This is a genomic window from Microbispora sp. KK1-11, assembly GCF_006874435.1.
GTDB lineage: Bacteria > Actinomycetota > Actinomycetes > Streptosporangiales > Streptosporangiaceae > Microbispora > Microbispora catharanthi.
In genome coordinates, this window is the sequence record NZ_VIRJ01000029.1 from 85906 (window position 1) to 112175 (window position 26270).

Below are 26270 nucleotides of genomic sequence, written 5' to 3' on the forward strand. Positions count from 1 at the left end.
CGGTCACACAGTCGACCGTACGCCGCGAGAAGCGGCTGGGCAAGACGTTGACCGGCGGGGCTCAGTCCTCCAGAGAGGCCAGCAGTGACTCCAGATCGCGCATCAGCCGCTCGGTGCGGGCCGGGCCGTACGCCGCGAGGATCGCCCGCTGGTGCTCGGCGATGCCCGCCTCCAGGCGGGCGAGCAGGTCGCGGCCCCGGTCGGCGAGGAAGACCGCGACCTTGCGGCGGTCGGCCGGGTCGTGCCCCCGGTAGACCACCGCGCGTTCCACCAGCCGGTCCACCGCCTTGGTCAGCGTGGGGTGGGGCATCAGCGCGGCCTCGGCCAGATCGCCCATCGAGTGCCCGCGCCCGTCCGCGAGCGCCTGCAGGATGCGCCACTGCTCGACGGTCACGTCCTCGGCGGCGAGCGCGGCGGCCAGCCCTCGGTTGACGCCGCGCTCGGCCCGGCTCAGCAGGTAGGCGAGCGACGACCCGAGGCCGGTCACCTGTCCGGTCAGGGGATACTCGTGCACGTGGCCGATCCTGTCACAGTCGTCATCGACTCTCTCGAGGCTCATCTACTGCCCGCGGACACGCTCCGCGTCGCGCTGGTGGTGCCGGTCTCCGGCGTGCTCGGCCTGCTCGGGCCGGGAGCGATCAACTGTGCCGTGCTCGCCGCCCGGGAGGTCAACGCCGCCGGGGGAGTGCTGGGCAGGCCGGTCGAACTCGTGCTCGTGGACGGGGGCCGCGGCCCGGCCGCGGTCGCCGGGGAGGTGCGGGGCCTGGTGCGCTCCGGAGCCGTCCAGGCGGTGGTCGGCACCCACGCCAGCGACGTGCGCGTCGCGGTCGAGCAGGCGCTGGGCGGCGCGGCCCCCTTCGTCTACACCCCGCCGTACGAGGGCGGCGCCCGCCGTCCGGGCGTCTACTACCTCGGCGAGCCCGCCTCGCTGCAGGTCGGCCCGGGAATCGACTGGCTGATGGAGCACCGGCGGGCCCGGCGCTGGTTCCTGCTCGGCAACGACTACGTCTGGCCTCGCCTCGTGCACGCCTCGGCCCGCGGGCATCTGCGTGCCCGGTCCGCGACGGTCGTGGGGGAGCGGCTCGTGCCGCCCGGGACGACCGCGATGGACCGGCTGCTGGAGCAGCTGGCCGCCGTGCGGCCCGACGCCGTGCTGCTCACCCTCATCGGCAGCGACCTGATCGCGTTCAACCGGGCGTTCGCCGCGAGCGGTCTCGGCTGCGCACGGCTGTGCGGGGCGCTGGAGGAGCACGGCCTGCTCGCCGCCGGGGGCGACACGACCGGTGGGCTCTACGCCGCCATGGGGTATTTCGGCGGCATCGCCACCGACGCCAACCTCGGTCTGGCCGAGCGCTACACGGCGATGTTCGGCCCGGAGGCGCCGCTGTTGAACGGGCACGGGCACGGCTGCTACGAGGGCGTGCTCATGCTGGCCGCCTTGGTACGGCGTGCGGGCACGCTGGCGGTGCCGGCCGTCGAGGCGGTCGCCGACGGCACGACGGTCGTCTCCGGACGCGGCCCGCTCACGCTGGCCGGAGGCCGGGTGCGTCAGCGGGTGTACCTCGCCCAGGCCGACGGGCTGGACTTCGAGGTCGTCACGCCGCCGATGTACCCGTTGTAAAACTTCCACTAGAAACCTTTTCGTTTTCAAGGATTGCCCCTATCGTACGGCTCTGCCCCCGTGCGTTTAGGAGCGGATCCATGTCCTCCCCACAGTCAGAGGCGCCCGGCGTCGAGCGCTTCGGTTACCAGCAGGAGCTGCGGCGCTCGCTCGGCTTCGCCGACCTGCTCATCTATGGTTTGATCTTCATGGTGCCGATCGCGCCGTTCGGCATCTTCGGCAGCGTCTTCAAGTCCTCCGGCGGGATGGTGGCGCTCGCCTACGTGATCGGCATGGTCGCGATGGCGTTCACCGCCCTGTCGTACGCCCAGATGGCCCGCGCCTTCCCGATGGCGGGCTCGGTCTACACGTACGCGGGCCGGGGCATCGCCGCCCCGGTCGGCTTCCTCGCGGGCTGGGTGATCCTGCTCGACTACGTGCTGGTGCCGACGCTGCTCTACCTCGTGGCGAGCTCGGCCATGACGTCGTTCGTGCCCGGCGTGCCGATCTGGGTGTGGCTGATCGCCTTCATCGTGCTCAACACGGTGGTCAACTACCTCGGCATCGAGATGACCGCCCGGATGAACAAGATCATGCTGGTCGCCGAGCTGATCGTGCTGGCGATCTTCCTGGTGATCGGGATCGTCGCGCTGGCGCAGGGCAAGGGCCACGGCGCCGCCCTGAGCCCGCTGTTCGACTCCTCCACGTTCTCCTGGCCGCTGGCGTTCGGATCCGTGTCCGTGGCGGTGCTGTCGTTCCTCGGGTTCGACGGCATCTCGATGCTCGCCGAGGAGAGCCGCGAGAGCACCCGGCGCCTGGGCCGCTCGATGGTCTTCGCCCTCGTCCTGGCCGGCGCGCTGTTCATCGTGCAGACCTGGGTGGCGGCGCTGCTCGCCCCCAACCGCGCCGACCTCCTCGCCCACGGCGGCGACAACGCGTTCTACGACACCGCGGAGTACGCCGGAGGCCACTGGCTGAGCGTGCTGACGGCCGTCGCCACGGCCGTCGCCTGGGGGTTCGCGAACTCCCTCGTTGCCCAGGCGGCCACCTCCCGTCTGCTGTTCGCCATGGCCCGCGACCGCCAGCTCCCGGCGTTCCTCCGCAGGGTGCACCCCACGCGCAAGGTGCCGGTCAACGCCACGTTCCTGGTGGCCGGGGCGTCCCTGGTCCTCGGCCTGTACATGAGCTCGCGCGACGACCGCATCGGGTTGCTCAGCTCGCTGGTCAACTTCGGCGCGATGACCGCGTTCCTCGCCCTCCATGTATCGGTCGTCGTCCACTACGTCGTCCGCAACCGCAGCCGTGACTGGTGGCGGCACCTCGTGGCCCCCGCGATCGGCTTCCTGATCCTGCTCTACGTCGTGATCAACGCCAGCATCGCCGCCCAGGTGCTCGGCTTCGTCTGGCTGGCCATCGGCGTCGTGATCCTCGTCGGCTCCTACCTGATGGGCCGGCGCCCCACCCTGTCCGCCGTCACCCCGGAGGCCAACGAGTGAACGTCGCGTCCTACCGTCCCCGCCCCGACGACCTGTCGTACACCTTCGGCGGCCGACCGGCCGTCGAGTCCGTGGCCCCCGGCGCGGTGCTCGAGCTGTACACCGAGGACTGCTTCGGCGGCCGGGTGCGCGGCGCCGGCGACCTCCCGTCGCAGGTCTGCGAGTTCCCCTACCTCAATCCGGTCACCGGCCCGTTCCACGTCGAGGGGGCCGAGCCCGGCGACACCCTGGCCCTCCACTTCGTCTCCATCGAGCCCGCCCGCGACTGGGCGGTCTCCACGACGTTCCCGCACTTCGGGGCGCTGACGAGCACGCACACCACCCCGACGCTGCAGCCTCCGCTGGAGGAGGCCGTGTGGATGTACGAGGTGGACGCCGAGCGGCGGACCGTGCGCTACCGGGCCCGGCGCGGCGACTTCGCCGTCGAGATGCCGCTCGACCCGATGCACGGGACCGTGGGCGTCGCCCCGGCCGCCGCCGAGGCGCGGATGACCATCACACCGGACGCCCACGGCGGCAACATGGACACCCCCGAGCTGCGTGCCGGGGTCACCGTCTACCTGGGCGTCAACGTTCCCGGTGCGCTGTTCGCGATCGGCGACGGCCACTGCCGCCAGGGCCACGGCGAGGTCTGCGGCACCGCCGTGGAGGCGGCGATGAACACCGTCGTGGCCGTCGAGCTGATCAAGGGCGTCGTCACGCCGTGGCCCCGGCTGGAGGACGACCGCCACATCATGTCGACAGGCTCGGCCCGGCCGTTGGAGGACGCCTACCGCATCAGCCAGCACGACCTCGTCACCTGGACCGCCTCCCTCACCGGTCTCGACGAGCTGGACGCCTACCAGCTCGTCAGCCAGGGCGGGGAGGCCCCGGTCGGCAACGTCTGCGACACCAACTACACGATGGTGGCCAAGCTGCCCAAGGCCTACCTGGGCGACCCGGACGTGTACGGCTCCGCGCACGCCCGCCTGCGCGCCCTCGGCGAGGAGTACCTCAGCCGTTGATGAACGGCAGCACGTGCGGCAGCAGGTTGAGGGGTCACAGCCAGCCGTTGTGGCGGGCGACGCGGACGGCTTCCATGCGGTTGCGGGTGCCGGTCTTCGTGATGCACGCCGACAGGTGGTTGCGTACGGTGCTCTCCGACAGGTAGAGGCGGCGGGAGATGTCGGCGGCGGCGGAGCCGTCCGCGGCGGCGGCGAGCACCTCGCGCTCGCGCGGCGTCAGCGGGTTCGGCCCGGCGCTCAGGGCGGCCGTGGCGAGGGCGGGATCGACCACGACCTCGCCCGCGAGCACACGCCTGATCGCCTGGGCCAGTTCGCCGACGGGCCGGTCCTTGACCACGAAACCGCGGGCGCCGGCGTCCAGCGCCCGGCGCAGGTAACCGGGCCGCCCGAACGTCGTGACGATGACCACCACGCACTCCGGGAGGGCGGCCCGCAGGTCCGCGGTCGCGTCGAGTCCGCTGCCGCCGGGCATCTCGATGTCGAGCAGGGCCACGTCGGGCTTGGCCCGCAACGCGGCGGGAACGATCTCGCCCGCCGTCGCGACCTGCGCGACGACCTCGAAGTCGTCCTCCAGGTCGAGCAGCACGGTGAGCGCGTCGCGCATCATCGTCTGATCCTCGGCGATCAGCACGCGGGTCACAGGCCGTCCTTTCGGTCGTCGTCCACGCCCGCGTGCGGGATCTCGGCGGTGAGGACGAACCCCCGCGCCAGGCGGGCGGCGGTCAGCCGCCCGCCCGCGGCGGCCAAGCGCTCGCGCAGCCCGCGCAGGCCGCTGCCGTCCTCCTCGCCGGCCACACCGCCGGCCCCGTCGTCGCTGATCTCGACCAGCACCGGGTCGCGGTCGCGGCGCAGTGTGATGACGCAGCGCCGGGCGCCGGAGTGCCGCACGACGTTCGTGATCCCCTCCCGGACGACCCAGCTCAGCAGCATGTCGGTCTCCCGCGTCAGCGCGGGCCCCGACTCCTTCACCACGCACGCGACGCCGGCCGTGGCCAGGGCCGCCCTGGCGCTGTCCAGTTCGAAGGCGAGGCTCGCGTCGCGATAACCCGTGACCGCCTCGCGCACCTCGGTCAGCGCCTGCCGCCCGATGGCCTCGATGTCCGCGGCGTGCCGTATGGCCGCGTCCGTGTCGCGCGGGGCGAGCCGCCGTACGGCCTCGGCCTTGACGACCACCATCGAGAGCGTGTGGCCGAGCAGGTCGTGCAGGTCGCGCGAGAAGCGCAGGCGCTCGGCCGAGACGGCGGCGACGGCCAGCTTCTCCCTGGTCCGGCCGAGTTCCTCGATCACCTCGGACATCCGGCGGAAACCGTACGTCGTGATCCCGGCGAACAGGGTGGTCAGCGCCGTGCCCCACAGGGCGTCGCCGAACGACCTGCCGCCCACGGGGACGATCGCGGCGATCGCGGCCGTGACGGCGACGAGCGGGGGCGCGGCGCGGACCGGGAGGACGAGCGCCACGGCCACAGCGAGCAGGGAGAACAGCGTCTGCCAGCCGTCCACGTGGTAGGCCAGGGCCGCCGTGACCGTGACCGCCGCGAGCAGCGCGACGAACGTCACCGGCACGGGCCGTACGCCCGGGCCGGAGCGGGCGGCGGTGAGCACGGCTCCCGAGAACGAGACCCCCGCGGCGGCCACCAGGATCCACGCGGGCCAGGCCGGCACGGCCGACGCCGCGGCGGCGGCGGGCGCCAGCAGCAGGAGGACGGTCAGCCCCAGCGCGGACGCGAGTAGCCGGGCCGGAAGCCACGGCGGCAGGCCCGGCCGGAAACGGCCCGGCCTGGCCACACCGGGCTCGCACCCGTCCCCCCGTGCCTTCGCCGCCGCCTCCGCCATGGCCGCCATTATGGTCGGCTTCCGTCCGGAGCGGGCAGGGCGGATTATCGCCTTCCCGGCAGTACGAATGGCCCAGGCGAACGAGTCCGGCTCGCAGCCCGACCCTGCCGTCCGTGAGCTGTTCCCGGGCGGCTTCCAGGACCTGTCGACCGATCCCGACTTCCTCTTCTTTGTCGTCGAGGTGCCGCCGTCGGCTACCGGCTCGGGCAGCTAGTCCAGTGCTAGTCGCGCGTGCGCAACGCCTGTGAGAGCGCGTCGACGGTTACGCCCACAATGGCCAGGAGCTGCGCCGGGCTCGCCCCAGCTCTGCTCATAACCGCGAGAGACAGGTTCACGGCCGCCATGTGTTCCGCGAAGGCCTCGGCGTCCTGGTCGGTCAATCGGCAGGCCTTCAGTGCGGCACGTAGACGCGAGCGCTGGAAGCCCAGCGCCTCCTTCGCTTGCGCCGCGACGCTCGGGCTCAGCACCGGAATTGCCATGGCCGATTGGGCGACCAGGCATCCATCCGGCAGTTCGGGATCGGCGATGCGCTCGAGGGTGACATCGAAGAACGCACGAACAGCGGTAAGGGGCTCCGAGGCCGCACACGACAGGGCGGCGTCGTACTTTTCGCCGTAACGCGCAGCATAGCGATCCAAGCAGCGCAGGAAGAGCGTGTCCTTGTCGCCGAGCGAGGAGTAGATGGAGCTGCGGTTCAGGCCGGTTGCCCGGGACAGATCGTCCACTGAGGTGTCGGCGTAGCCGGCGCGCCAAAACTGGATCATCGCGGCGTCAAGCGCCGTGTCCATGTCGAACCGCTTCTTGCCTGCCACGTGGCACTTCCTTGCCGGTGTGTCGTTGTCTCGGGCTGCGCTGCGCACCATTCTATCTTGAACTGATCAGTTCAAAATGTGCTAGCGTCCACGCATGGTCATGGCCGGGAGTCCCCCCGATCCCGGCAACCGGGCTGAGCTCAGCGCGACGTATTTCCTGTTCGTCTATTCCGGGCTCGTCGTCCCCGTCCTGCTACTGGCCTCATCGATCAGGCCGTCGGGACCCGGATGTCGAGCACCACGCGGCCGCTCTCGTCATCTGCACTGCGCTCGTGGGCCTAACCCTCGGGCGTAGCACCGAACCAGCACACCTGACACCGATGGAGGATCCCGTGACTGACCCTGCGACCAGCGCTATGCACGCCTGCGAAAGTAACCCTGTCCGCGACCTGCCCCTGCACGACCTGGCGGGATTCACTCACCGCTGGGTCGACGCCGACGGCGTCCGCCTTCATGCCGTCGAAGGCGGCCGGTCGACCGGCCCGGCCGTTGTCCTGCTCGCCGGATTCCCGCAAACCTGGTGGGCATGGCGAAAAGTCATGCCCAGCCTCGCCGGCCGGTTCCACGTCATCGCGATCGACCTGCCGGGCCAGGGCCACTCCGAGCGTCCGGAGCGCAGCTACGACACGCATACGGTCGCAGCGCACGTCCACGCCGCCGTGAAGGCTCTCGGAGTGTCGACTTACTGGCTGGTCGCCCACGACATCGGCGCCTGGGTCGCTTTCTCCCTCGCACTTCGATTCGAGAGCCAACTGCACGGGGTCGCTCTGCTCGACGCCGGAATCCCCGGCATCACCCTCCCCGAAGCGATCCCCACCGACCCGGATCGGGCCTGGAAGACCTGGCATTTCGCGTTCCACCTTGTGCCCGATCTGCCCGAGACGCTGCTCGCCGGCCGCGAACGGGACTACGTCGGCTGGTTCCTGAAAATGAAGGCCCTCTCTCCCGACACGTTCGACGACGCCGAGCTCGACCACTACGCAGCGGCCGTCGCCGCCGACGGTGGCCTCCGCGCTTCCCTCGCCTACTACCGGGACGCCGCCGAGTCGGCGCGCAAGAACCACGAGGCGCTCAAGCGGCAGCACCTGACTGTGCCCATCCTCGGAATCTCCAGCAGCCACGGCTCCATCCCGGACATGGCGGCCTCCATCAGCCCATGGGCCGACGACGCCACCGGAGTCGTCGTGCCCGACGCTGGACACTTCATCCCCGATGAGCAGCCCGAAGCCGTCGCTGCCGCTATAGCCGATTTCATCCTCGACGGCGACTGACCGCTCTCGCCGTCGACAACGCTCTCAACGTGCATGCGGCTGGTGATGCCCGGCCTCGGCGCAGCGTTGCGGCGGCAGTCGTGCGGTGCTCTGTCTGCGGCTTCGGCGGCGTCCGGCATCGCCGTGGCCGCCGACAGGTCGCCTGCGTAGGCGGCGTCAAACGCGAGCGTCAGCTTTTCGCGGGCTTCCGCACAGTGCGGGCATGTCTATCTGCAGGACCCCGGCGGCAACGTGATCGAACTGCCCTGATATCCCCAGGACCAGGACAAGAATCAGGACAAGGGAGAGTAGCGATTCACGCCAGGTCCCACAGCAGTCGGTAGTAGGCGATGCGCTCGGGGTCGGGGGCGACGCCGTACGCGTCGTACACGACGCCGTCGTACCCTGGGCCGTAGTTCCACTCCGTGCTCCAGGCGGCGACCGCGAGGTCGGCCCACCGGTCGGCCACGCCCAGCGAGCCGAGGTCGACGTGCCCGGCGAACGTTCCGTCGTCGTGCAGCAGGGTGTTGGGAGCGCAGGCGTCGCCGTGGCAGACGACGAGGCGGTCGACTGCGGGCGGCTCGCCGAGACGCTGCCGGGCCGCCTCGTCGCGACCGTGGAGCCGCCGCTCGACGCCCCAGTCGTACGGGCACTCCTGCACGGGCAGGGTGTCGTGGAGCAGGCGAAGCCCCCGGCCGATCGCCGCCGCGGCGGTGGCGGGATCGGCGGTCCAGCGCGGGTCCACCGCCGAGCGACCGGGAAGCGCCGCCGTGACGAGCCAGGCGCCGTCCGCGTTCGAGCCCCACGCCGGCGCCCGAGGAACGGCGACCCACCGCCCGGCCCATTCCAGGCGCTCCGCCTCGCCGGGCAGGTCGATCTCCGGGGTGCCGGCGGCGATCCACTTGACGTATCTTGTGCCGCCGTTCGCGTCCTCCAGCCGGAACGTCAGGCCGCCGAGCTGGTTGCGCCACACCGGAGTGACGGTGTCGCCCGCGGCGAGTTCGGCGACGGCGCCGGGCACGGCAACCGGCCCGGCCGGGACCGAGGCGAGGGGGAGCCGGCTCATGACCACCATTCTCCCGCGAAAAGGCAGTGGCAGGGCTGCGACGGCAGGCAGTTCACTTGACCCCTGATCGTGACTTCGGCCGCCTCGTCGTCGAGCGCCTACGCACTCGTACGGAGGTGGTGGCCTCCGCCCGACCGCCCAAGGGAGTGGCGGTACGGCGCGGTGAAGCGGCGTCTGGATTCGCTGCCATCAAGCCGCCTCGTCCGTGGAATCGGGAGTGGGAGCCAGCCGCACGCTGCCGGACTGGGCCTTCTCATCGGGGAAGACCCACTTCCGGAGCGCGTGCAAATGGCCGCCCTCGATGAGGGGTCGACCGCGATGAGCGCGGCCACCGCCCGGCCGACCGGCAACCTCAGCTCATCGAGGTCAGTTCGGCCAGTCGCCCGCGGCGGACCGACTCAGGTCACTTCGATGTTGGCCATCATCGCCATGTCCTCGTGTTCCAGGTTGTGGCAGTGGAACACGTATCGGCCGCGGTACCCGTTGAAGCGGACGACGATCTCCACCTCGTCCTCGGGTCGCATGTCCACGGTGTCCTTCCAGCCGGCGTCATAGGGTCCCGGCTTGCCCCCATTACGGGAGAGCACCTGGAAGTGACCGAGATGGATGTGCACTGGATGATCCGCGTTGGTGGTGATCAGCCATCGTTCCGTGGCGCCGAGGCTGACCTGGGCGTCGATCCGGTTCGGATCGAACGCCTGGCCGTTGATCGTCCAGGTCTCGTAATGGGAGCCGCTCCGGGAGAACTTCATCCTGCGGGTGATGGTGGACGGCGGCGACGGCTGTTCGAGGTCGGCCAGGCGCGGCGGCACCGTGCTGTCGTCTCTGGCCTTCCGGACCACATGGAACCGCATCACGTGGCCGGTCGAGCCCGTCCCGTACCTGTTGACCAGGGTGACCTGGGTGCCGACGGGATAGGAGCCGAAGTCAACCACGACGTCGAAGCGTTCGGCGGGGGCGATGTCGATCGCTTCATGGTCGATCGGCCGGCCGAGCAGGCCTACATCGCTGCCGACCTGGACGAACGCGGCGCCCGACGGCGGCGGCGGGTCCAAGGCGAGCTGGTAGCGCCGCGCGTTCGAGGCGTTGAGCAGCCGGAACCGATACTGGACCGCGGCCACCTCAAGCACCGGCCACGGTGCGCCGTTGACCAGGATGACGTCGCCCAGCACGCCTTTCATGAAGTCGGACGTCACACCCGGTTTACCGGTCAGGGACGAGTCGATCGACGGGTAGTGAAACGAGCCGTCGGCAGCGAACGCCCGGTCGCAGATCATCAACGGCACGTCGCGTTCCCGGCGGGGTAGCGGCAGCGCTTCCTCCACGGCGTCGTGCACCAGATGAAATCCGGCGAGGCCCCGGTACACCTGCGGGCCGGTGAAGTCCATCCGATGATCGTGGTACCACAGGGTCGCGGCCGGCTGGCCGAGCGGGTAGACGTAGTCGAAGCTCCCGTGGGCGATCGCGCCAGCCGACCCGGCCGACGTCCCGCCGACCGGAAGGACCACGTCGGTCGGGTATCCGTCGTAGCGTGAGGGAGTCACCCCGCCATGCAGATGGGTCACGGTCGGCACCGGCAACTCGTTGCGGTGCCTGACGACGACTTGCCGGCCGCTGCGCGACTCGATCGTCGGCCCCGGGAATCGACCGTCGTAGCCCCAGACCTCGGTGCTGTATCCGGGCAGGATCGCGGCCCGGCCGGGCCGCTGGGTGATCTCGTAGTAGTCGGTGGTGGCATCGGTACGGACCGGCCTCAGCACCGGCGGCACCGGTAGCGGACTGGTGAACGGCTCCGGCAGCTGCGCATCGCTGCGCAGCAATCTGCCCGTGCTGTTCTTGTCGTCGCCGTGCCTGTCGTCGCCGCGGCTGTCGCTGTGGCTGCCGTGGTCTTGCTGGTCGCTCGAGGTGTCGTCTGCGCGTGGCTGGCAGGCGACCACAAGGGGGATCGCGGCCATGCCGCCGGCAAGGCCGAGCAGGTTCCTGCGCGTCATGTTCCAGGTCATACCGGCTTCCGGACAAGGAGGGGTCAATACGCTTTCCTTGAGCAACCGTAGACAGCCTACATGTAGGCTGTCTACATATGCGGGGACCGGACATGGTTCAGCTGCGGCGGCCACCGCAGCGATATGGGTACGCGAAGGTCGGGGGGTCGTGTCACTCTGGTGCGTCTGAGCACACCCGCCCGTCGCGGCGGATAAGACGATCGTTACGGGCAGCAGAATTTATATCGGACAGAAACAGATTCTGTCTGGTCAGAATTCTGAGCGCCCCTCATCGCTGAGTTGTGCTTGTGCAGGATCAAGGCGGCGGCGCGCCGCCCGCCGCACACCAGCCCGCCGTACCGAGTCCTCCCGCCGTAGCTAGCGCCACGCCGTCGCCGCGTCGCAGGTATATACGCCGCCTATGCTGATCGCCTATGGACGGCGTCCTCGGAACGGTCGGCACCGCAGGTGCCGTTTTCGGAGGCACTTTCGTCGCCATCGGCGCGGTGATCGTGCTCGAACCCGGAGTGATCAGCCACCTGATCGATCTTCCCTGACCTCAAAAGCAGATGCCTCCGGCGGGGGCCCGAGTGACTTCGCGTTGAGTGAGGTGAGGGTTGATGACGGCCAATGAGGGACGGAGCCCCCTGGGCCGGCGCGAGGGACCCGGCGACGGAAGACTGATCTCCGCCAGCGCTGAAGCCGCCACCCGGGCTACAGAGCACATTTCGTGCTGGCGGGCCATCGACACGGGGACCGCCGCCCGAGTTCCGCGGCACCGTGAGGCCGAATCGCCGAAGGTAGGCCCTGGTCGGCGAGCATCAGCACCGTCTGCTCGTGCGGGCCGCGTGCGACCCCCGGGTGGCGACCCTTTCCGAGCGGGGCGGGAGAGGCAAAGAAGCGACCACCCGCAACCCAGGTATCACACGTTAGAAGAAGAGCCGTGGGGTGAGGGGTATGAGTAGGTTTGTGGCACTTGTTCCCAAGGCGTACGTATCCAGACACGACGACCAAGGCGGGTGTGGATCAGATGGGTGCCAAGGGTGCGCAGAGCTTTTCCGTCGTAGAGGTGTCCGCCCGACGTGCGGCTGTCGCCGCGCTCGTCATCGGCATGTCGGCTCTCGCGGATGTGCCGCAGGCGTCGGCAGCGCCGATACCGCAGGGCGTCCACGCAGTGAATCATGATTGTCACGGCCTTTACGGCCATGCTCCCGGCGAGGGCAAGCGGCCCGGCAAAGGCGGCGCGCGCGGGGCCCGCACCGGCCGTTTCGGCCAAGGCGGCGTCAGGCAGAGTACGAGCGGCGTCAACACGGCCAACGCGCCCACGATCAGCAGCCCAGCCCATCAGCGGATCAAAGGAAGGCGCAACGTGAACGCCCCGGCAGCCAACAGCGCCGTCGACTTCTCCGGCATTCAGCAGGTGTCAAGCGTCAGCGTGTTCACCAACTCCCTCAGCGGCAACTGCAGGAGGGGAACCGGGGACTGCGTGATCAACCAGAACCTGCGCAGTACCGAGAGCAGAGGAGGCGTCGGGCACTAAGAACCATGCCCGCAGATCCGGGAGGCATGGCGCTCCTTATCGCCGACACTCCTGAGCTCTTGATCACCAGAGGGCTCTCGAACTGACCGGCACCTGGCCCTCGCCCGCATCTACATACCCATCCAGCGGACGGCGGTGCCTGGCCCAACCCCCGATGACCAGACACCGCCTCGCGACCCTCTCCTCCTGCTGTGATGACCAGACGCCTGGTCAACGCGGAGCTGAATTGGTCCACCTCCGCTACGCGGGTCACCACGCCTACCAGGATCAACCGGGCCCCTGCATGGCGAGCCTGCGGGCGTCTCTCGCCACTGCTGCCAGTACTTGGCCGGGATCTAGTTCTGGCTTGAGAATTCCGCCATCACGCGTTGACAGGCCAGCCACCTGTCAGCCGCGTGACCAATCTGCCGGGACCGTACATCCAGGCCAGGCGTGCCTTGTCCGCGCACCGCAGGCGAGCCGACGACGCGGCCAGCGCCCGGGCGAGCCAGGGAGCGACATCGCTGCACTCGTTGATCAGCAGGCCGGAGATGATGGCGAAGGCAATCTCGCCCCGCGTACAAGCTCTGGAGCAGCAGCCGAGGCGGGGAACGCAAGACGCCCGGGACCGAGCCGGGACGACGTTCGGCCAGCAAGGCGGAGGCGCGTACCGCGCCCTCGCCTGTGAGCCAATACAACCGCCGTCGGGGCCTGTTCACGTCCGGAGCCTGTTCCTCCCAGGCGCCTTCGACCCATCCGGCATCCTCAAGACGATCGAGTACGCCGTACACAGCGGGCTGGATCCTCTACGAATGTCCGCACTGCGGGCGGCTCATGTGGCGAAAGCAGGGCGAGACCGAGTTCCGGATCTACCGGCCCGAGTAAGCTTTCGCCGCCGTTGTATTGAGGTGATAGATGGACTGGTCATACCTCACCCGTTGATCATCGTGCCAGATGCCTGCCAGAACGGACGGTGATCAGCGGTGATTCGCGGGGATTCACGGTCGCTCGGCCGGCCTTGACCTGCACCCCTGTTTCCGCAGCTCAGCACGGCAAGATCGATAGCCTATTCCCAAGGCGACAACGCGGGTTCGATTCCCGTCACCCGCTCCACACACGAAGGCCAGGGCCAGGGCGCGTATTTCAACCCGAGCCTTGATTGTTATCGGGGCCATCTCGGCTTTTCGTGCCTGATCCGTTCTGCCCTTGTCCGCGCAGGGCTTCTCCGGCAAGCTTCCCGAGCGCGTCGGCGATGGCTTGATCCCGCTCCATCGGGATGCCTTGATAGATCAGCGCGGCCCGCGTGGTCGGGTCCCCATGCGGTCCCTCAGCTCCCACAGCGTCGCGCCCGACTGCGGCGCGAAGGTGCTCCCGGCGTGATGCGATCAGGAGGTGGAGGCCGCAGCCCTTCCGCCATCGACCCAAGCCAGGTGGTCGCCTGCCGCCTACACCTCGCCTTCCCTGGGCTTGATCAGACCAGCGCGACAGCGCTCGATCTCCTCGGAGACCTTTTCCATGTACCAGCGCATCACCTTGTACGGGATGGCACGAGCCTTCCTACCACTGTGAACGTGGATCATCGGTTCCCGGGTTGGATCCTCATCAGGCACTACCGCCGTAATGAAGGCGGGCCCAGGCAGATGGGTCTCGGCGTTCGGGATGTCAGCCCAGGCCGCGGGTGCCGGCACCGCCTCGCTCAGTTCGACATACCAAGCGTCGTCAGGCAACGCATATGTAAATTGCACCGCGTATCGAGTATCGGCGTGTTCGAGCTCGTCAAATGGCATGCCGCCAGGCTGTCACGCCGGTTTCGCGTAGTCATCTTGATAAGCGCCGGCGGCAGGTCCGCATTCACAGAGCGCCGGTGACTGCATCGTCGCCGCCGTACCACTGACCGGATCCTCCGCTCGCGGCATGCGACCTCGTGTCGCACCTTGTCATAGCGGGCGGCGCAGCCCGTCCAGCACGAGGGTGATGACATCGTCGGCCTCGGCCCGCCAATTGGGGCGGTCGTGGGCCGCACCGATGCCGTGCAGCGCCATCATCACGGCACCGGCATCCACGTCGTCGCGAACGGTGCCGTCCCGCACGGCGGCGGCCACCAGGTCGGTGACAGCCTGCTCCAGCGCCCGGCTGCCCTCGGCGAGGGCACCCGAGCGATCGGCCATGAGCGTGGCCAGCGTCCGGGCCAGGCCCTCGTGGGCATCTATGTGGTCGACCATGCCGCGTAGGAAGGTCGCCAAAGCGTCCGCCGCGGGCAGCGTGGCCTGTAGCCGGCGGGCGCGGTCGCACAATGCGGCGACTTCCCCGTGGTAGACCGCCTCGGCCAGTGCCTCCCGGGTGGGGAAGTGGCGGTACAGCGTGCCGGTGCCCACCCCGGCCAGGCGTGCGAAGTCGTCGAAGCGTAGGTCGAAGAAGTCGCCGGCGTCGAAGACCTCTCGTGCCGTGGCGATCAGGAGATCGCGGTTGCGTCGGGCGTCGGCCCGCAGCGGTTTGTCGGCGGTCATGTGCTACCTCGCGTTGACAAGTGGAGATGACCTCCATATCTTCCAAATGGAGATGATCTCCAGTTCGATCTTACCCCACGAGGTGCAGCGTGAAGATCCTGATGTTCGGCCGAGGCGTGATCGCCACCGTCTACGGCTGGGCCCTGCAGCAGGCGGGACATGACGTCGAGTTCTACGTCCGGCCGGGCCGCGCGGCGACGTACGGAGACGCAGTGGACCTCGACTTGATCGATATGCGGCGCCGGGTGTGGGGGCAGCGCGTCGTCGACAGGTGGCCGGTGCGCTACCGCGAGGCGCTGGAGCCGGACCACGACTTCGACCTGATCGTGCTCAGCGTGCCGCACCACCGCTTGGCGGAGGCGACGGCCTTCCTGTCCCCGCGTGTCGGCCAGGCCACGGTGCTGGTCTTCGGCAACATCTGGACCGAGCCGCCGGCCGCGATCGGCGCACTGCCCGTCGACCAGATCGCCTGGGGCTTTCCCCAGGCCGGTGGCGGTTTCGGCGCGGACGGCGTGCTCCGTGCGATGCTGCTGCCGTCCGTCGTCTTCGGCACCCTCGGCCAGCCCCCGACCGAACGTGAGCGGGCCGTGCGCCAGGCGTTTCGCGAGGCCGGGCTCCGGCTCAAGGAGCGGCCTGACTTCCGCGGCTGGCTGTGGGTCCATTTCGTGTCGGATGCCGGCCTGTTCTCGCAGGCCCTGCGGCTGGGTTCCCTGTCCAAGCTGGCCGGGGCGACGGGCGACCTGCGTGAGGGGCTGCTGGCCGGCCGCGAGCTTCTGCCGCTCCTCGAGGCACGCGGCGTTGACTTGCGACGTCACCGGGGCGGTGTGCTGCTGTTCCGTGCGCCCACCTGGCTGACGGCCCCCGTGCTCGCCTGGCTGACTGCTCATGTCACGCCCGTGCGCGTGAGTTTTGCGGCGCACTCCGACCCCGACGCCGAGGAGCCGCGTGCGGTCTGCCGGGACGTCCTGGCCGAAGCGCGACGGTTGGGCATCTCGGTACCGCGGCTGGAAGCGGCGGAACCGAACTTCGCCCGTGAGGGCACGAGTCGAGTCTGAATTCACGGATGTCGTCGGTCCCGGTGGTCCATTGCGGCTTCTTGGTCCGCCGCATCCCAGAGCCGAACCCGGTCGCACCGGTCGGCCAACTGCCGTTCAGGCACGGCTTTTCGCTGTGAGTTCTTCCAGGAGCACACGGTGAAGGTGATCAAGCAGTCGACGCCGCCGGAGGAGCGGTGGGCGGCCATGGGGGCCGTCCAGGGCTACATGACCGACCTCCTAGTAGATGTCGAACTCATGTTCTATTCTTGGCGGTCCATGCCTGGGAGGGTCTTCGGTCACTTGTGGCCGGGACCTCCGCACCTGGAGGGGGCTCCGAGGCCCGCAGGAGCCTGACGTGGGGGGTGCCTGCGATGAGACGCTGCAACGAGGAGGTCGCCGGGCTGCTGCAGGAGTACGCCGACCTGATCGCGATCACCGGTGGCGACGCGTTCAAGGTGCGGGTCTACGAGAAGGCGGCCCGGTCGGTCGGCGGGTACGGCCGGGAGATCGACGGCATGGACGCGGCGGCCCTGCGGGCGATCCCGAACGTCGGCGCGTCGATCGCCGCGAAGATCGACGAATACCTGCGGACCGGGTCGATCCACCAGCTGGAGGAGCTGCGGACGAAGATCCCCGCCGGGGTGCGCCTGCTGACCACGATTCCCACGCTCGGGCCGAAGAAGGCCATGCTCCTGTACCACGAGCGGGGCGTCGACTCGATCGAGAAGCTGGAGGACGCCATCCACGCCGGGGTCCTGGAGGGGCTGCACGGATTCGGGGCGAAGACCGAGGAGAACCTGCTCCACGGCATCGAGGTGATGCGCAAGACCGGTAGCCGGGTGCACATCGGGATCGCGATGGCGGCCGCCGAGGAGATCGTGCCCGCGCTGTCGGCCGTGCCGGGCTGCGAGCGGTGCGCGTACGCCGGGTCGCTGCGGAGGATGAAGGACACGATCGGCGACGTCGACGTCCTGGCCACGGCCGACGACTCGGCCGCCCTGATGGCGGCCTTCACCACGCTGCCGTACGTCACCGAGGTGATCGCGCACGGCGAGACGAAGAGCTCGGTCCGCACGGACGCGGGGCTCCAGGTCGACCTGCGGGTGGTGCCCCGGGACTCCTGGGGGGCCGCGCTGCAGTACTTCACCGGCTCGAAGGCGCACAACATCCGCACCCGGGAGATCGCCGTGCACCGGAAGCTGAAGCTGTCGGAGTACGGCGTGTTCGACGTGGCGACCGGTGAGAAGATCACTTCGGCGGACGAGGCGGAGGTGTACGGCATGCTCGGCCTGCCGTGGATCGAGCCGACGCTGCGCGAGGACACCGGGGAGATCGAGGCCGCGCTGGGCGAGGGGCTGCCCAGGGTCGTGACCTCGACCGACATCCGCGGCGACCTGCACACCCACACCGACCTGACCGACGGGCTCGCGCCGCTGGAGGAGATGGTCGAGGCGGCCGCGGCGCGCGGCTACGACTACTACGCGGTGACCGACCACGCGCCCAACCTCTACATGCAGCGCATGACCGACGAGAAGGCACTGGACCAGCGCGAGCGGCTCCGCCGCCTCGGCGCCGCCCGCCCCGGCATGACGCTGCTGCACGGGTGCGAGCTCAACATCGACCCGGAGGGCGAGGTCGACTGGCCGCCGGAGTTCCTGGCCGGGTTCGACCTGTGCGTCGCCTCGGTGCACTCGCACTTCACCCAGTCGCCGGAGGAGATGACCCGGCGGCTGATCCGGGCCTGCGAGAACCCGTACGTGAAGATCATCGGCCATCCGACGGCGCGGGTCATCGGCAGGCGGGAGCCAGTGGAGGCCGACTGGCCGAGGGTGTTCGACGCCTGCGTCCGCACCGGGACGGCGCTGGAGATCGACTCCTTCCCCGACCGGCTCGACCTGCCCTCGGGCCTCGTCCGGCGGGCCGCCGACCGGGGCGTCCTGTTCTCGATCGACAGCGACGCGCACGCCGTGCCGCACCTCGGCGTCATGCGGTACGGCGTCGGCACCGCGCAGCGCGGCTGGCTCACCCCCGACCGGGTAATCAACACGTGGCCACTGGATCGGCTGCGGGAGTTCCTCCGCCCGGGATGAAGGGGGTTACATGCTGACGATCGGCCGGCGGCCGCTGCCCGTGGTGGGCCGCGCCCGGATGTACGTGTGCGGGATCACGCCCTACGACACGACCCATCTCGGTCACGCCAGGACGTTCGTGTGGGCCGACGTGGCGGTGCGGGTGCTGCGGCACGCCGGTGTGCCCGTCGAGGTGTGCCGCAACGTCACCGACGTGGACGACGTGCTGACCTCGGCGGCGCGCCGGGCCGGCAGCCCGTACGACAGCTTCGCCGCCGTGCAGCAGTTCTACTTCGACCGGGACATGGCCGCGCTGCGCGTGCACCCGGTGACGTACGAGCCGCGGGCCCACACCTACGTGCCGCAGGTCGTCGCGCTCGCCCGCGCCCTGCTGGAGCTGGGCCACGCGTACGAGCGGGACGGCGCGGTGTACTTCCGGGGCTCGGGCGTGCGCGAGCGGGCCGGGATCGGCGCCGAGGAGGCGGCCCGCCTGATGGCGGAGTTCGGCGACCATCAGGATGACCTCCGCAAGGACGACCCGGCCGACGTCGCGGTCTGGCGGCCGTCGGCGAAGGGAGAGCCGGGCTGGCCGAGCGAGTGGGGCGAGGGGCGGCCGGGCTGGCACGCCGAGTGCGCCGCCATGGCGATGACGACGTACGGGCCGGCCCTCGACCTGCACGCGGGCGGCGCCGACCTGCGCTTCCCGCATCACGCCTACGAGGCCGCGATGGCCGAGGCGGTGACCGGGGTGCGGCCGTTCGCCCGCGCCTGGCTGCACGTGGGGGTGGTCCGCGTGGACGGCGCCAAGATGGCCAAGTCGGCGGGCAACCTCGTCTTCACCACCGACCTGCTGCGGCACCACCCGGTCGGCGCCGTGCGCCTGCTGCTGCTCGGCCACCCGTGGGCGGCCGACTGGGACTACCGCCCGGACGGCCTGGAGGAGGCCGCGGCCCGGCTGGAGCGGCTGCACCGTGCCGCCTACCGAACTGCTGCCTACCGAACTGGGGCCGACCGGCCCGCCGCCTCGGCGGGGGAGCGGGCGGCGGTGCGCGCGCTGCTGGACGACCTGGACGTCGCGACCGCCCTGGCCATCGCCGAGGAGGAGGGCGGGCAGGCCGCCCGCACGGTCATCGCGGTGCTCGCCCTCGGCTGATCACGCGGCGGCGGCCCGGGAGTCGTACTCGTCGAGCACGGCCACCACGTCCCGCCCGGCGGCGGCCAGGATCGAGGCGGCGATCGACGCCCGGTAGCCCGTCGCGCAGTGCGTCCACACCTCGCCGCCGGGCACCTCGTCCAGCCGCGCGGGCAGTTCGTGCAGCGGGATGTGGACCGCGCCGGGGACGTGCGACTCGCGCCACTCCACCTCGCGGCGCACGTCGAGGACCACGATCGGGCGGTGGCGGCGCACGGCGGCCAGGTCGGCGAACGTCGCCGTCGGCATGGACGCGGGCTTGTCGTCGCCGGTCCACTCGGCAGGCCCTCCGGTGGCGGCCGCTGCCGGGCGGTCGATGCCGATCCGCGCCAGTTCGCGCTGGGCCCGCGCGATGTCCCCGGGCGTCTCGCCGAGCAGGGTCACAGGCGTTCCCCAGGGCATGAGCCAGCCCAGATAGACGGCGAGGTTACCGTCCAGCCCGAAGTTGAGCGTCCCCTCCAGATGGCCCGCCGCGAACGCCGTGCGCGACCGCAGGTCCACCACCCACTCGCCGGCCCGGAGGCGGCGGCGCAGTTCGGCGGCGTCGGCGCGGCGCGGCGCGGACAGGTCGGGCGCGTCCGGCCCGGCCTGGTTGAGCGGGGCCATGTGCGCGTAGTACGCCGGGTAGACGTCCAGCCCGGCCAGCAGCGACTCCACGTACTCGTCCTCGCTGCGGGTGAGGACCGGGTTGACCCGCCGCTCCCTGCCGATCGTCGACTCGGTGACCTCCGACTGGGTGGCCGAGCAGAAGCTGCCGAACCCGTGGGTGGGGAGCACGTCCGTCTCGGCCGGAAGTTCGCGGGCCAGCCGGTGCGCCGACGCGTACTGGGCGCGCACCAGCGTGCCGGTGTGCTCGGGGCCGAGCAGGTCGGGGCGCCCGGTCGTTCCGAGCAGCAGCGAGCCTCCGGTGAAGACGGCGGGCGGCCGGTCCGGGGACTCCAGCACGTACGACAGGTGGGTGAAGGTGTGGCCGGGGGTGGCGACGGCGCGCAGGCGCGTCCGCGGGCCGACCTCGACCACGTCCCCGTCCTCGACCGGGCTCCGGTCGAACGCCACGGGGTCGGCCGCGTTGACGTGGTAGTCCGCGCCGGTGGCCGAGGCCAGGGCGGGCCCGCCGGTCACGTAGTCGTTGTGCACGTGGGTCTCGAAGACGTGGCGGATCTCGACACCGCGCCGCTCGGCCAGGCGGAGCACCCGGTCGATGTCCCGCTGCGGGTCCACCACGAAGGCGACCTCCCCGTCGGCGACGAGGTAGCTGCGGTCGCCCAGGGAGGGGGTCTCGACTGGGATGATTTCGATCATTCAGGTCCCTCCTCGGCTCCTGAGGCACCCGTACCCTGGGAGAAGGACTTCACCTCCTCCCGGGTCGGCGGGACCGCGCCGGCGCGGGTGCAGACGATCGCGGCTGCGGCGCAGCCCTGCCGCAGCGCCTCCGCCACGCGATCGGCGCTCAGACGGGCGCCGTCGAGCGCGTCGAGGTAGGCGGCGGTGAAGGTGTCGCCCGCGCCGACCGTGTCCACCACCTCGACCACCGGGGCCGGGCAGGTGATCACCTCGTCGTCCAGCACCGCCGTCGCGCCGTCGCCGCCCCGGGTGACCACCACGAGACCCGGGCCCAGGCCCGCCCACCGCCGCGCCACGTCGAGGAACGGTTCGCCCGGGTAGAGCCAGTCGAGGTCCTCGGCGCTCACCTTGACCAGGCGCGCGAGCCGTACGCACTCCTCGACGTGGGCCAGGGCACGTGCCCGGTCGCCGATGAGGGACGGCCGGATGTTCGGGTCGTAGGACACCGTGATCCCCGCCTCGGCGGCGGCCCGCATCACGTCCCGCACGTGCGCGGCGCCCGGCTCGGCGAGCACGGCCAGGGAGCCGGTGTGCAGGCAGGTCACCCCGTCGAGCGCGACCGGAGCAGAGAAGGTCCAGTCGAAGCGGAAGTCGTAGGAGGCCGAGCCGTCCGCGCCGACCCGGGCGAAGGCCAGGCCGGTCGCCGCGGCCGGGGCGAGGTCGCCGGTCCCGATCCCGTGGCGGTTCAGGTGGTCGCGCAGCAGGCCGCCGAAGAAGTCGTCCCCGGTCTCCCCGGCGAACCGCACGGGCCGGCCGAGCGCGGCCAGCGCCACCGCGACGTTGAGCGGGCTGCCGCCGGGCACGGCGGTGAAGGCCCACGATCCCGGCGTGCCGATCAGGTCGACCAGGCTCTCGCCGACCACGAGGAACGTCATGCGGCATCCTCCCCCGCGTCCTCTGCCAGCACCCGCTGGGCGACGGCGAACGCGGCGTTGGCGGCGGGCACCCCGCAGTAGATCGCGGTCTGCAGCAGCACCTCCTTGATCTCGCCGGTCGTGAGCCCGTTGCGCCGCGCGGCCCGCACGTGCATGGCCAGCTCCTCCAGGTGCCCGCGGGCCACCAGGGCGGTGAGCGTGATGCAGCTGCGGGTCCGGCGGTCCAGCCCCGGCCGGGTCCAGATCTCCCCCCAGGCATACCGGGTGATCAGATCCTGGAAGTCCGCGGTGAACTCGGTGGTCCGCGCCTGCGCCCGGTCCACGTGCGCGTCGCCCAGCACTTCGCGGCGCACCCGCATGCCGTCCTCGTAGCTCATGCCGTCCTCCAGCGGGTGGTCAGATGCCGCGTGATCGCCTCGTTCGCGACGTCCGGGCGTTCGGCGGTGGCCAGGTGGGCCGCCCCCGGCACGACCAGCAGCTCGGCGTCCGGGATGCCCCGGACCAGGAGCTCGGCGTCCGACGGCGGGGTCGCCGGGTCCTCGGCTCCGGCGATCACCAGCGCGGGCGCGCGGACCTCGCCGAGCCGATCGCGGACGTCGAAGACCGCCAGGGCCTCGCAGCACGCGGCGTACCCCTCGGGGTCGGCGTGACGGAGCATGTCCAGGTAGCGCTCGGCGTCGGGGAAGCCCGCCGTGAACCACCGTCTCCTCGTCGCCTCGGTCAGGGGTTTCGTGCCCTCCGCGCGGACCAGCGCGGCGCGTTCGTGCCAGCTCTCCGCCGTGCCGAACCGGGCGGAGGTGCAGCACAGGACCAGGCTCGCGACGCGGTCCGGCGCGCGCAGCGCCAGCGCGGTCCCGACGGCCCCGCCCAGCGACACCCCGCCGTACGCGACCGCGTCCAGGCCGTGCCGGTCGAGCAGCGCCAGCACCCCGGCGGCGAGGTCGTCCACCGTCAGACCACGCGTGAAGCCGGACGCGGACGGCGACCCGCCGTGGCCGGGCAGGTCGTAGCGCAGCACCCGCCAGGTGCGCGTGAGCGCGGGAAGCTGCGGCTCCCACAGGTCGAGCGTCGTGCCCAGCGACGGCCCGAGCACGACGACCGGGGCGTCGGGCGGCCCGTCGAATCGGTGGTGCAGGATCATGGTGCCTTTCCCTCGTGGTGCTGCAGAGCTCGGTCGGCCAGAGCGGGTGCGGATCCGACGCCGGGGTCCTCCCCGTGCTCGGCCAGCACGGTGAGCAGGTGATCGAGATTGTGCCGCATGCGCTCGGGGAACACCTCCAGCCCTTCGGCAAGCTCGGCGGCCGTCCCGGCCGCGCCGCCGGCCAGGCGCAGGCACTCGCGCAGCGGCTGCCACTCGGCGTGCCAGCTCCCCGCGGGCCGCTCGTGCTCGGCGACGCGCGAGGCGAGCAGGATCTGCGCGAGCGCGGGCGCCTGAAGCGCCGCCGACCTGATCATCGTGGCGAGCACCGGGTTGCGCTTGTGCGCCATCGCCGACGACCCGCCCCGGCCCGGCGCGGCGGGTTCGGCGACCTCGCCCACCTCGCTCTGCGCCAGCAGGATCACGTCGGTGGCGAGCTTGCCCAGCGCGCCCGTCACGGCGGCGAGCGCGCAGGCCAGGTCGGTCACGGGCGTGCGCAGCGTGTGCCAGGGCAGCACCGGCTCGGCCAGCCCGGTCTCGGCCGCGAACAGGGGCAGCAGGTCGAGGGCCCGCTCGCCGTACCCAGCCATGGTGCCGGCCGCGCCGCCGAGCTGGACCGGCAGCAGCACCGCAGCCAGGCGGTCGCGTGCGTCCCGGCAGCCGACCAGCCACCCGGCGGCCTTCAGCCCGAACGTGGTGGGCACCGCCTGCTGCCCGAGCGTACGGCCCGCCATCGGGGTGTCCCGGTGCTCGGCGGCCAGCCGGGCCAGCGCGGCGAGCACCCGGTCGAGGTCGCGCAGGATCGTCTCGCGGGCCCGCGCGGCCACCAGCATCGCCGCCGTGTCGAGGATGTCCTGACTGGTGGCGCCGTGGTGCACCCAGGACCCCGCCTCGCCTGCGGCGGCCCGCAGGTCCCTGACCAGCGGCACGACGGGGTTGCCCGCGTCCCTGGCGCGGCGGGCGAGGTCGGCGGCGTCGTGGCGGCCGGCACGGGCCGCCTCGGTGATCGCGGCGACGGCCCGCTCAGGGACGACGCCGAGGCGGGCCTGCGCCCTCGCGAGGCAGACCTCCGCCTCCAGCATCGCCCGCAGCCAGGCGTCGTCGGCCGTGATCGCCGCCACCTCCGTGCCCGCCCACACCGGGGAGAGCAGCCCCACGTCAGAATTCAAGGAAGACCGTCTCCTGCTCGCCCTGCAGCCGTACGTCGAACCGGTAGACGTCCTGCCCCTCGGCGTGGGCAAGCAACGTCGCGCGGCGGGCCGGGTCGAGGGAGCCGAGCAGGGGATCAGGCGTGTCGGCGAGGTAGACGCGGGTCCGCACCGGCTTGAGCAGGCCCCGCGCGAAGACCAGCAGCGCGGCGTACGGCCGGGCGGGCGGCGCGAGGCGGAACCGGTAGGAGCCGTCGGGCCCGGTGCCGCATCGCCCGAAGCCGGAGACCCCGGTCCCGCCGCGGCCCAGGGCGCCCCGATCGCCGGGTTCCCCGGTCCACAGCTCCAGCAGGGCGTCGGGCACCGGCTCTCCGGCCCCGTCCAGCACCCGGCCCGTGATCGTCACGGCCCCCGGACGGCCCTCGGGGACGAGCTCCCAGTCGGCCGCGTACGGCAGGGCGAACCCGAAGAACGGGCCGACGGTCTGCGAAGGGGTGGTCACGCGTCCTCCATCGGGGTACGGTCCAGCACCACGTCCCACCGGTAGCCGAGCGCCCACTCCGGCTCGGTGATCTCCAGGTCGAACGCGGAGACGAGCCGCTCGCGGGCGGCCGGGTCGGGGATGGATTGGAAGATCGGGTCGAAGGCGAACAGCGGGTCGCCCGGGAAGTACATCTGCGTCACCAGGCGCTGGGTGAACGCCGTGCCGAAGACCGAGAAGTGGATGTGCGCGGGCCGCCAGGCGTTCGGGTGGTTGCGCCAGGGATAGGCCCCCGGCTTGATCGTGACGAACCGGTAGCGGCCCTCGGCGTCGGTCAGGCACCGGCCCGCGCCGGTGAAGTTGGGGTCGAGCGGCGCCGGGTGCTGGTCGCGCTGGTGGGCGTACCGGCCGGCGGAGTTCGCCTGCCAGATCTCCACCAGCGCGCCCGGCACCGGCCGGTCCGACGCGTCGAGGATCCGCCCGGTGACGATGATGCGCTCGCCGAGCGGCTCGCCCGCGTGGCCCGCGGTCAGGTCGGCGTCGAGCGGGTCCACCTCGTCGCGGCCGAAGACCGGGCCGGTCAGCTCGGCCGCCTCCGGATCCTCCTTCATCTCCAACGGCGGCCGGGACGGCGCCCGCAGGACCGTGCTGGCGTAGTCCGGGTACAGGTAGGGCGGGTGCGTCACGATGTCTCCTCTTGGTAGGGCAGGCCCACGTAGTTCTCCGCCAGCGTCGTCCCGGCCGCCTCCGAGGACGTCACGTAGTCGAGGTAGGAGGTCTGCAGCCGCCGGGCGTAGGCGTCGTCGGACTCGAACGTGTGCAGCAGCGTCGTCATCCACCACGAGAAGTGCTGTGCCCGCCACACCCGGGGCAGGCAGGCCCGCGAGTAGCCGTCCAGCGCCTCCGTCGAGCCGTCGGCGAAGAAGCGCGCCAGCGCCTCGGTCAGCACGCGCACGTCGGCCACCGCCAGGTTGAGCCCCTTCGCGCCGGTCGGCGGCACGATGTGGGCCGCGTCCCCGGCCAGGAACAGCCTGCCGTACTGCATGGGCTCGGCCACGAAACCGCGCATCGGCGTGATCCCTCTCTCGACGATGTCGCCGGTCGCGAGGGTGAAGCCGGGCACGGTCTCCAGCCGGGCCCGCAGCTCGGCCCAGATCCGCTCGTCGGGCCACGCGTCGAGGTCCTCGTCGGGCGCGACCTGGAGGTAGAAGCGGCTGATCTCCGGGGAGCGCATGCTGTGCAGCGCGAAGCCGCGCTCGGTCCGCGCGTAGATCAGCTCTTCCGACGACGGCTTCACTTTCGCGAGGATGCCGAGCCAGGCGAAGGGGTAGTCGCGGCGATACTCGGTCAGCACGCCCTCGGGAATGGACGGCCGGGACACGCCGTGGAAGCCGTCGCACCCCGCGATCACGTCGCAGTCCAGCCGCCCCTCCGTGCCGTCCGCCTCGGTGAAGGTGAGGTACGGCCGGTCGGTCGCCGTGTCGTGCACCGCCACGTCGTCCACCTCGAAGCGGACGTCGCCTCCGGCCGCCAGCCGTGCGGCGATCAGGTCCTTTACGACCTCCTGCTGGCCGTACACGGTTATGGAGCGGCCGGGCACCAGCCGCTCGAAGGCGATGCGGTGGCCCGCTCCGCCGTACCGCAGCTCGATGCCGTGGTGGGGCAGGCCCTCCCGCCGCATTCGCTCGCCCACGCCCGCCTCGACGAGCGTGTCCACCGTGCCCTGTTCGAGCACTCCCGCCCGCACCCGCCGCTCGACGTACTCCCTGCTGCGGCGTTCGAGCACCACGGACTCGATCCCGCGCAGATGGAGCAGATGGGAGAGCAGCAGGCCGGCCGGTCCGGCCCCGATGATCCCGACCTGAGTTCGCATGGGTCAAGCATCGGGAGCATCCGCCGTCGCGCGTAGGCTTTGCT

At 71.1% G+C, this 26270-nt stretch carries 27 protein-coding genes; 10 read left to right on the plus strand and 17 right to left on the minus strand.

Annotation, left to right across the window (positions count from 1 at the left end):
- Positions 1–61: 61 nt before the first annotated feature.
- Positions 62–514 carry a MarR family winged helix-turn-helix transcriptional regulator gene (locus FLW16_RS32640; RefSeq protein ID WP_260615817.1) on the minus strand — a complete coding sequence of 151 codons (453 nt, stop codon included), beginning with the start codon at positions 512–514 and terminating at the stop codon, positions 62–64.
- On the opposite strand from FLW16_RS32640, the gene FLW16_RS32645 reads away from it, so the two are divergent.
- The 3 genes from FLW16_RS32645 (at position 515) to FLW16_RS32655 (ending at position 4100) form a co-directional block, all read left to right on the plus strand.
- Positions 515–1621, plus strand: coding sequence for a substrate-binding domain-containing protein (locus FLW16_RS32645; protein WP_142563980.1), 1107 nt, complete (start codon positions 515–517; stop codon positions 1619–1621). It begins immediately after the preceding gene.
- Positions 1622–1701: 80 nt separating this feature from the next.
- Positions 1702–3096, plus strand: coding sequence for an APC family permease (locus tag FLW16_RS32650; protein WP_142563981.1), 1395 nt, complete (start codon positions 1702–1704; stop codon positions 3094–3096).
- A complete protein-coding gene (locus tag FLW16_RS32655) occupies positions 3093–4100 on the plus strand; it encodes an acetamidase/formamidase family protein (RefSeq protein WP_142563982.1) in 1008 nt (335 codons plus the stop codon). The genes FLW16_RS32650 and FLW16_RS32655 overlap by 4 nt, the downstream gene beginning before the upstream one ends.
- A 34-nt stretch (positions 4101–4134) precedes the next feature.
- Here the strand turns inward: FLW16_RS32655 and FLW16_RS32660 are convergent, their stop codons facing one another.
- Complete coding sequence (locus tag FLW16_RS32660) at positions 4135–4740, minus strand: response regulator transcription factor (RefSeq protein WP_142563983.1); 606 nt, start codon at positions 4738–4740, stop codon at positions 4135–4137.
- Positions 4737–5933, minus strand: a complete 1197-nt coding sequence (locus tag FLW16_RS32665; RefSeq protein ID WP_142563984.1) for a sensor histidine kinase — start codon at positions 5931–5933, stop codon at positions 4737–4739. Before FLW16_RS32665 ends, FLW16_RS32660 begins: the two co-directional genes overlap by 4 nt.
- Positions 5934–6000: 67 nt before the next feature.
- Here FLW16_RS32665 and FLW16_RS32670 point away from each other — a divergent pair, with 67 nt between their 5' ends.
- On the plus strand, positions 6001–6147 hold the full coding sequence (locus FLW16_RS32670) for a hypothetical protein (protein ID WP_221891401.1): 147 nt from the start codon (positions 6001–6003) through the stop codon (positions 6145–6147).
- Between the two features lie 7 nt (positions 6148–6154).
- Here FLW16_RS32670 and FLW16_RS32675 read toward each other — a convergent pair whose 3' ends face one another.
- Entirely contained in the window at positions 6155–6745 is a 591-nt protein-coding gene (locus FLW16_RS32675; protein WP_142563985.1) for a TetR/AcrR family transcriptional regulator, read from the minus strand.
- A gap of 332 nt (positions 6746–7077) precedes the next feature.
- Between FLW16_RS32675 and FLW16_RS32685 the strand changes: the two genes are divergently transcribed.
- Positions 7078–8016 (plus strand): alpha/beta fold hydrolase, encoded by a 939-nt coding sequence (locus FLW16_RS32685; RefSeq protein ID WP_142564037.1) that lies wholly within the window; start codon positions 7078–7080, stop codon positions 8014–8016.
- A 295-nt stretch (positions 8017–8311) separates the two neighbouring features.
- Here FLW16_RS32685 and FLW16_RS32690 read toward each other — a convergent pair whose 3' ends face one another.
- Both FLW16_RS32690 and FLW16_RS32700 read right to left on the minus strand, forming a co-directional pair.
- Positions 8312–9061, minus strand: coding sequence for an aminoglycoside 3'-phosphotransferase (locus FLW16_RS32690; protein WP_142563986.1), 750 nt, complete (start codon positions 9059–9061; stop codon positions 8312–8314).
- A gap of 398 nt (positions 9062–9459) precedes the next feature.
- Complete coding sequence (locus tag FLW16_RS32700) at positions 9460–11109, minus strand: multicopper oxidase family protein (RefSeq protein WP_260615820.1); 1650 nt, start codon at positions 11107–11109, stop codon at positions 9460–9462.
- A gap of 368 nt (positions 11110–11477) precedes the next feature.
- On the opposite strand from FLW16_RS32700, the gene FLW16_RS45565 reads away from it, so the two are divergent.
- Both FLW16_RS45565 and FLW16_RS32705 read left to right on the plus strand, forming a co-directional pair.
- Positions 11478–11600 carry a hypothetical protein gene (locus FLW16_RS45565; protein ID WP_260615821.1) on the plus strand — a complete coding sequence of 41 codons (123 nt, stop codon included), beginning with the start codon at positions 11478–11480 and terminating at the stop codon, positions 11598–11600.
- A gap of 464 nt (positions 11601–12064) precedes the next feature.
- Entirely contained in the window at positions 12065–12583 is a 519-nt protein-coding gene (locus FLW16_RS32705; RefSeq protein WP_142563987.1) for a hypothetical protein, read from the plus strand.
- A gap of 335 nt (positions 12584–12918) precedes the next feature.
- On the opposite strand, the gene FLW16_RS46295 is transcribed toward FLW16_RS32705, so the two are convergent.
- The 3 genes from FLW16_RS46295 to FLW16_RS32720 all read right to left on the minus strand — a co-directional run bounded on the left by FLW16_RS46295 (position 12919) and on the right by FLW16_RS32720 (position 15069).
- A complete protein-coding gene (locus tag FLW16_RS46295) occupies positions 12919–13353 on the minus strand; it encodes a PadR family transcriptional regulator (RefSeq protein WP_185949694.1) in 435 nt (144 codons plus the stop codon).
- Positions 13354–14007: 654 nt separating this feature from the next.
- Positions 14008–14349 carry a hypothetical protein gene (locus FLW16_RS32715; protein ID WP_142563988.1) on the minus strand — a complete coding sequence of 114 codons (342 nt, stop codon included), beginning with the start codon at positions 14347–14349 and terminating at the stop codon, positions 14008–14010.
- 150 nt (positions 14350–14499) lie between these two features.
- A complete protein-coding gene (locus tag FLW16_RS32720) occupies positions 14500–15069 on the minus strand; it encodes a TetR/AcrR family transcriptional regulator (RefSeq protein ID WP_142563989.1) in 570 nt (189 codons plus the stop codon).
- Positions 15070–15158: 89 nt separating this feature from the next.
- On the opposite strand from FLW16_RS32720, the gene FLW16_RS32725 reads away from it, so the two are divergent.
- The 3 genes from FLW16_RS32725 (at position 15159) to FLW16_RS32740 (ending at position 19328) form a co-directional block, all read left to right on the plus strand.
- Positions 15159–16124, plus strand: coding sequence for a ketopantoate reductase family protein (locus FLW16_RS32725; protein ID WP_142563990.1), 966 nt, complete (start codon positions 15159–15161; stop codon positions 16122–16124).
- A 353-nt stretch (positions 16125–16477) separates the two neighbouring features.
- Positions 16478–18196, plus strand: a complete 1719-nt coding sequence (polX, locus tag FLW16_RS32735) for a DNA polymerase/3'-5' exonuclease PolX (protein WP_142563991.1) — start codon at positions 16478–16480, stop codon at positions 18194–18196.
- Between the two features lie 10 nt (positions 18197–18206).
- A complete protein-coding gene (locus FLW16_RS32740; protein ID WP_142563992.1) occupies positions 18207–19328 on the plus strand; it encodes a class I tRNA ligase family protein in 1122 nt (373 codons plus the stop codon).
- Here the strand turns inward: FLW16_RS32740 and FLW16_RS32745 are convergent, their stop codons facing one another.
- Genes FLW16_RS32745 through pobA form a run of 8 tightly spaced genes read right to left on the minus strand, consistent with a single transcriptional unit; the run spans position 19329 to position 26226 of the window.
- Complete coding sequence (locus FLW16_RS32745; RefSeq protein WP_142563993.1) at positions 19329–20669, minus strand: rhodanese-like domain-containing protein; 1341 nt, start codon at positions 20667–20669, stop codon at positions 19329–19331.
- Complete coding sequence (locus FLW16_RS32750) at positions 20666–21586, minus strand: carbohydrate kinase (RefSeq protein ID WP_142563994.1); 921 nt, start codon at positions 21584–21586, stop codon at positions 20666–20668. The genes FLW16_RS32745 and FLW16_RS32750 overlap by 4 nt, the downstream gene beginning before the upstream one ends.
- Positions 21583–21963 (minus strand): 4-carboxymuconolactone decarboxylase, encoded by a 381-nt coding sequence (gene pcaC / locus FLW16_RS45570; RefSeq protein WP_142563995.1) that lies wholly within the window; start codon positions 21961–21963, stop codon positions 21583–21585. Before pcaC ends, FLW16_RS32750 begins: the two co-directional genes overlap by 4 nt.
- Positions 21960–22727 carry a 3-oxoadipate enol-lactonase gene (gene pcaD, locus FLW16_RS32760; RefSeq protein ID WP_142563996.1) on the minus strand — a complete coding sequence of 256 codons (768 nt, stop codon included), beginning with the start codon at positions 22725–22727 and terminating at the stop codon, positions 21960–21962. Before pcaD ends, pcaC begins: the two co-directional genes overlap by 4 nt.
- Positions 22724–23893 (minus strand): 3-carboxy-cis,cis-muconate cycloisomerase, encoded by a 1170-nt coding sequence (gene pcaB, locus FLW16_RS32765; protein WP_221891402.1) that lies wholly within the window; start codon positions 23891–23893, stop codon positions 22724–22726. The genes pcaD and pcaB overlap by 4 nt, the downstream gene beginning before the upstream one ends.
- Positions 23883–24374 (minus strand): protocatechuate 3,4-dioxygenase subunit alpha, encoded by a 492-nt coding sequence (locus FLW16_RS32770; protein ID WP_142563997.1) that lies wholly within the window; start codon positions 24372–24374, stop codon positions 23883–23885. Before FLW16_RS32770 ends, pcaB begins: the two co-directional genes overlap by 11 nt.
- Positions 24371–25042: a protocatechuate 3,4-dioxygenase subunit beta gene (gene pcaH, locus FLW16_RS32775; protein WP_142564043.1), complete on the minus strand. Its 672-nt coding sequence runs from the start codon at positions 25040–25042 to the stop codon at positions 24371–24373. The genes FLW16_RS32770 and pcaH overlap by 4 nt, the downstream gene beginning before the upstream one ends.
- The gene (gene pobA / locus FLW16_RS32780; protein ID WP_142563998.1) at positions 25036–26226 is read right to left on the minus strand and encodes a 4-hydroxybenzoate 3-monooxygenase; all 1191 of its coding nucleotides are present in this window, start codon (positions 26224–26226) and stop codon (positions 25036–25038) included. The genes pcaH and pobA overlap by 7 nt, the downstream gene beginning before the upstream one ends.
- Between the last annotated feature and the right edge of the window lie 44 nt (positions 26227–26270).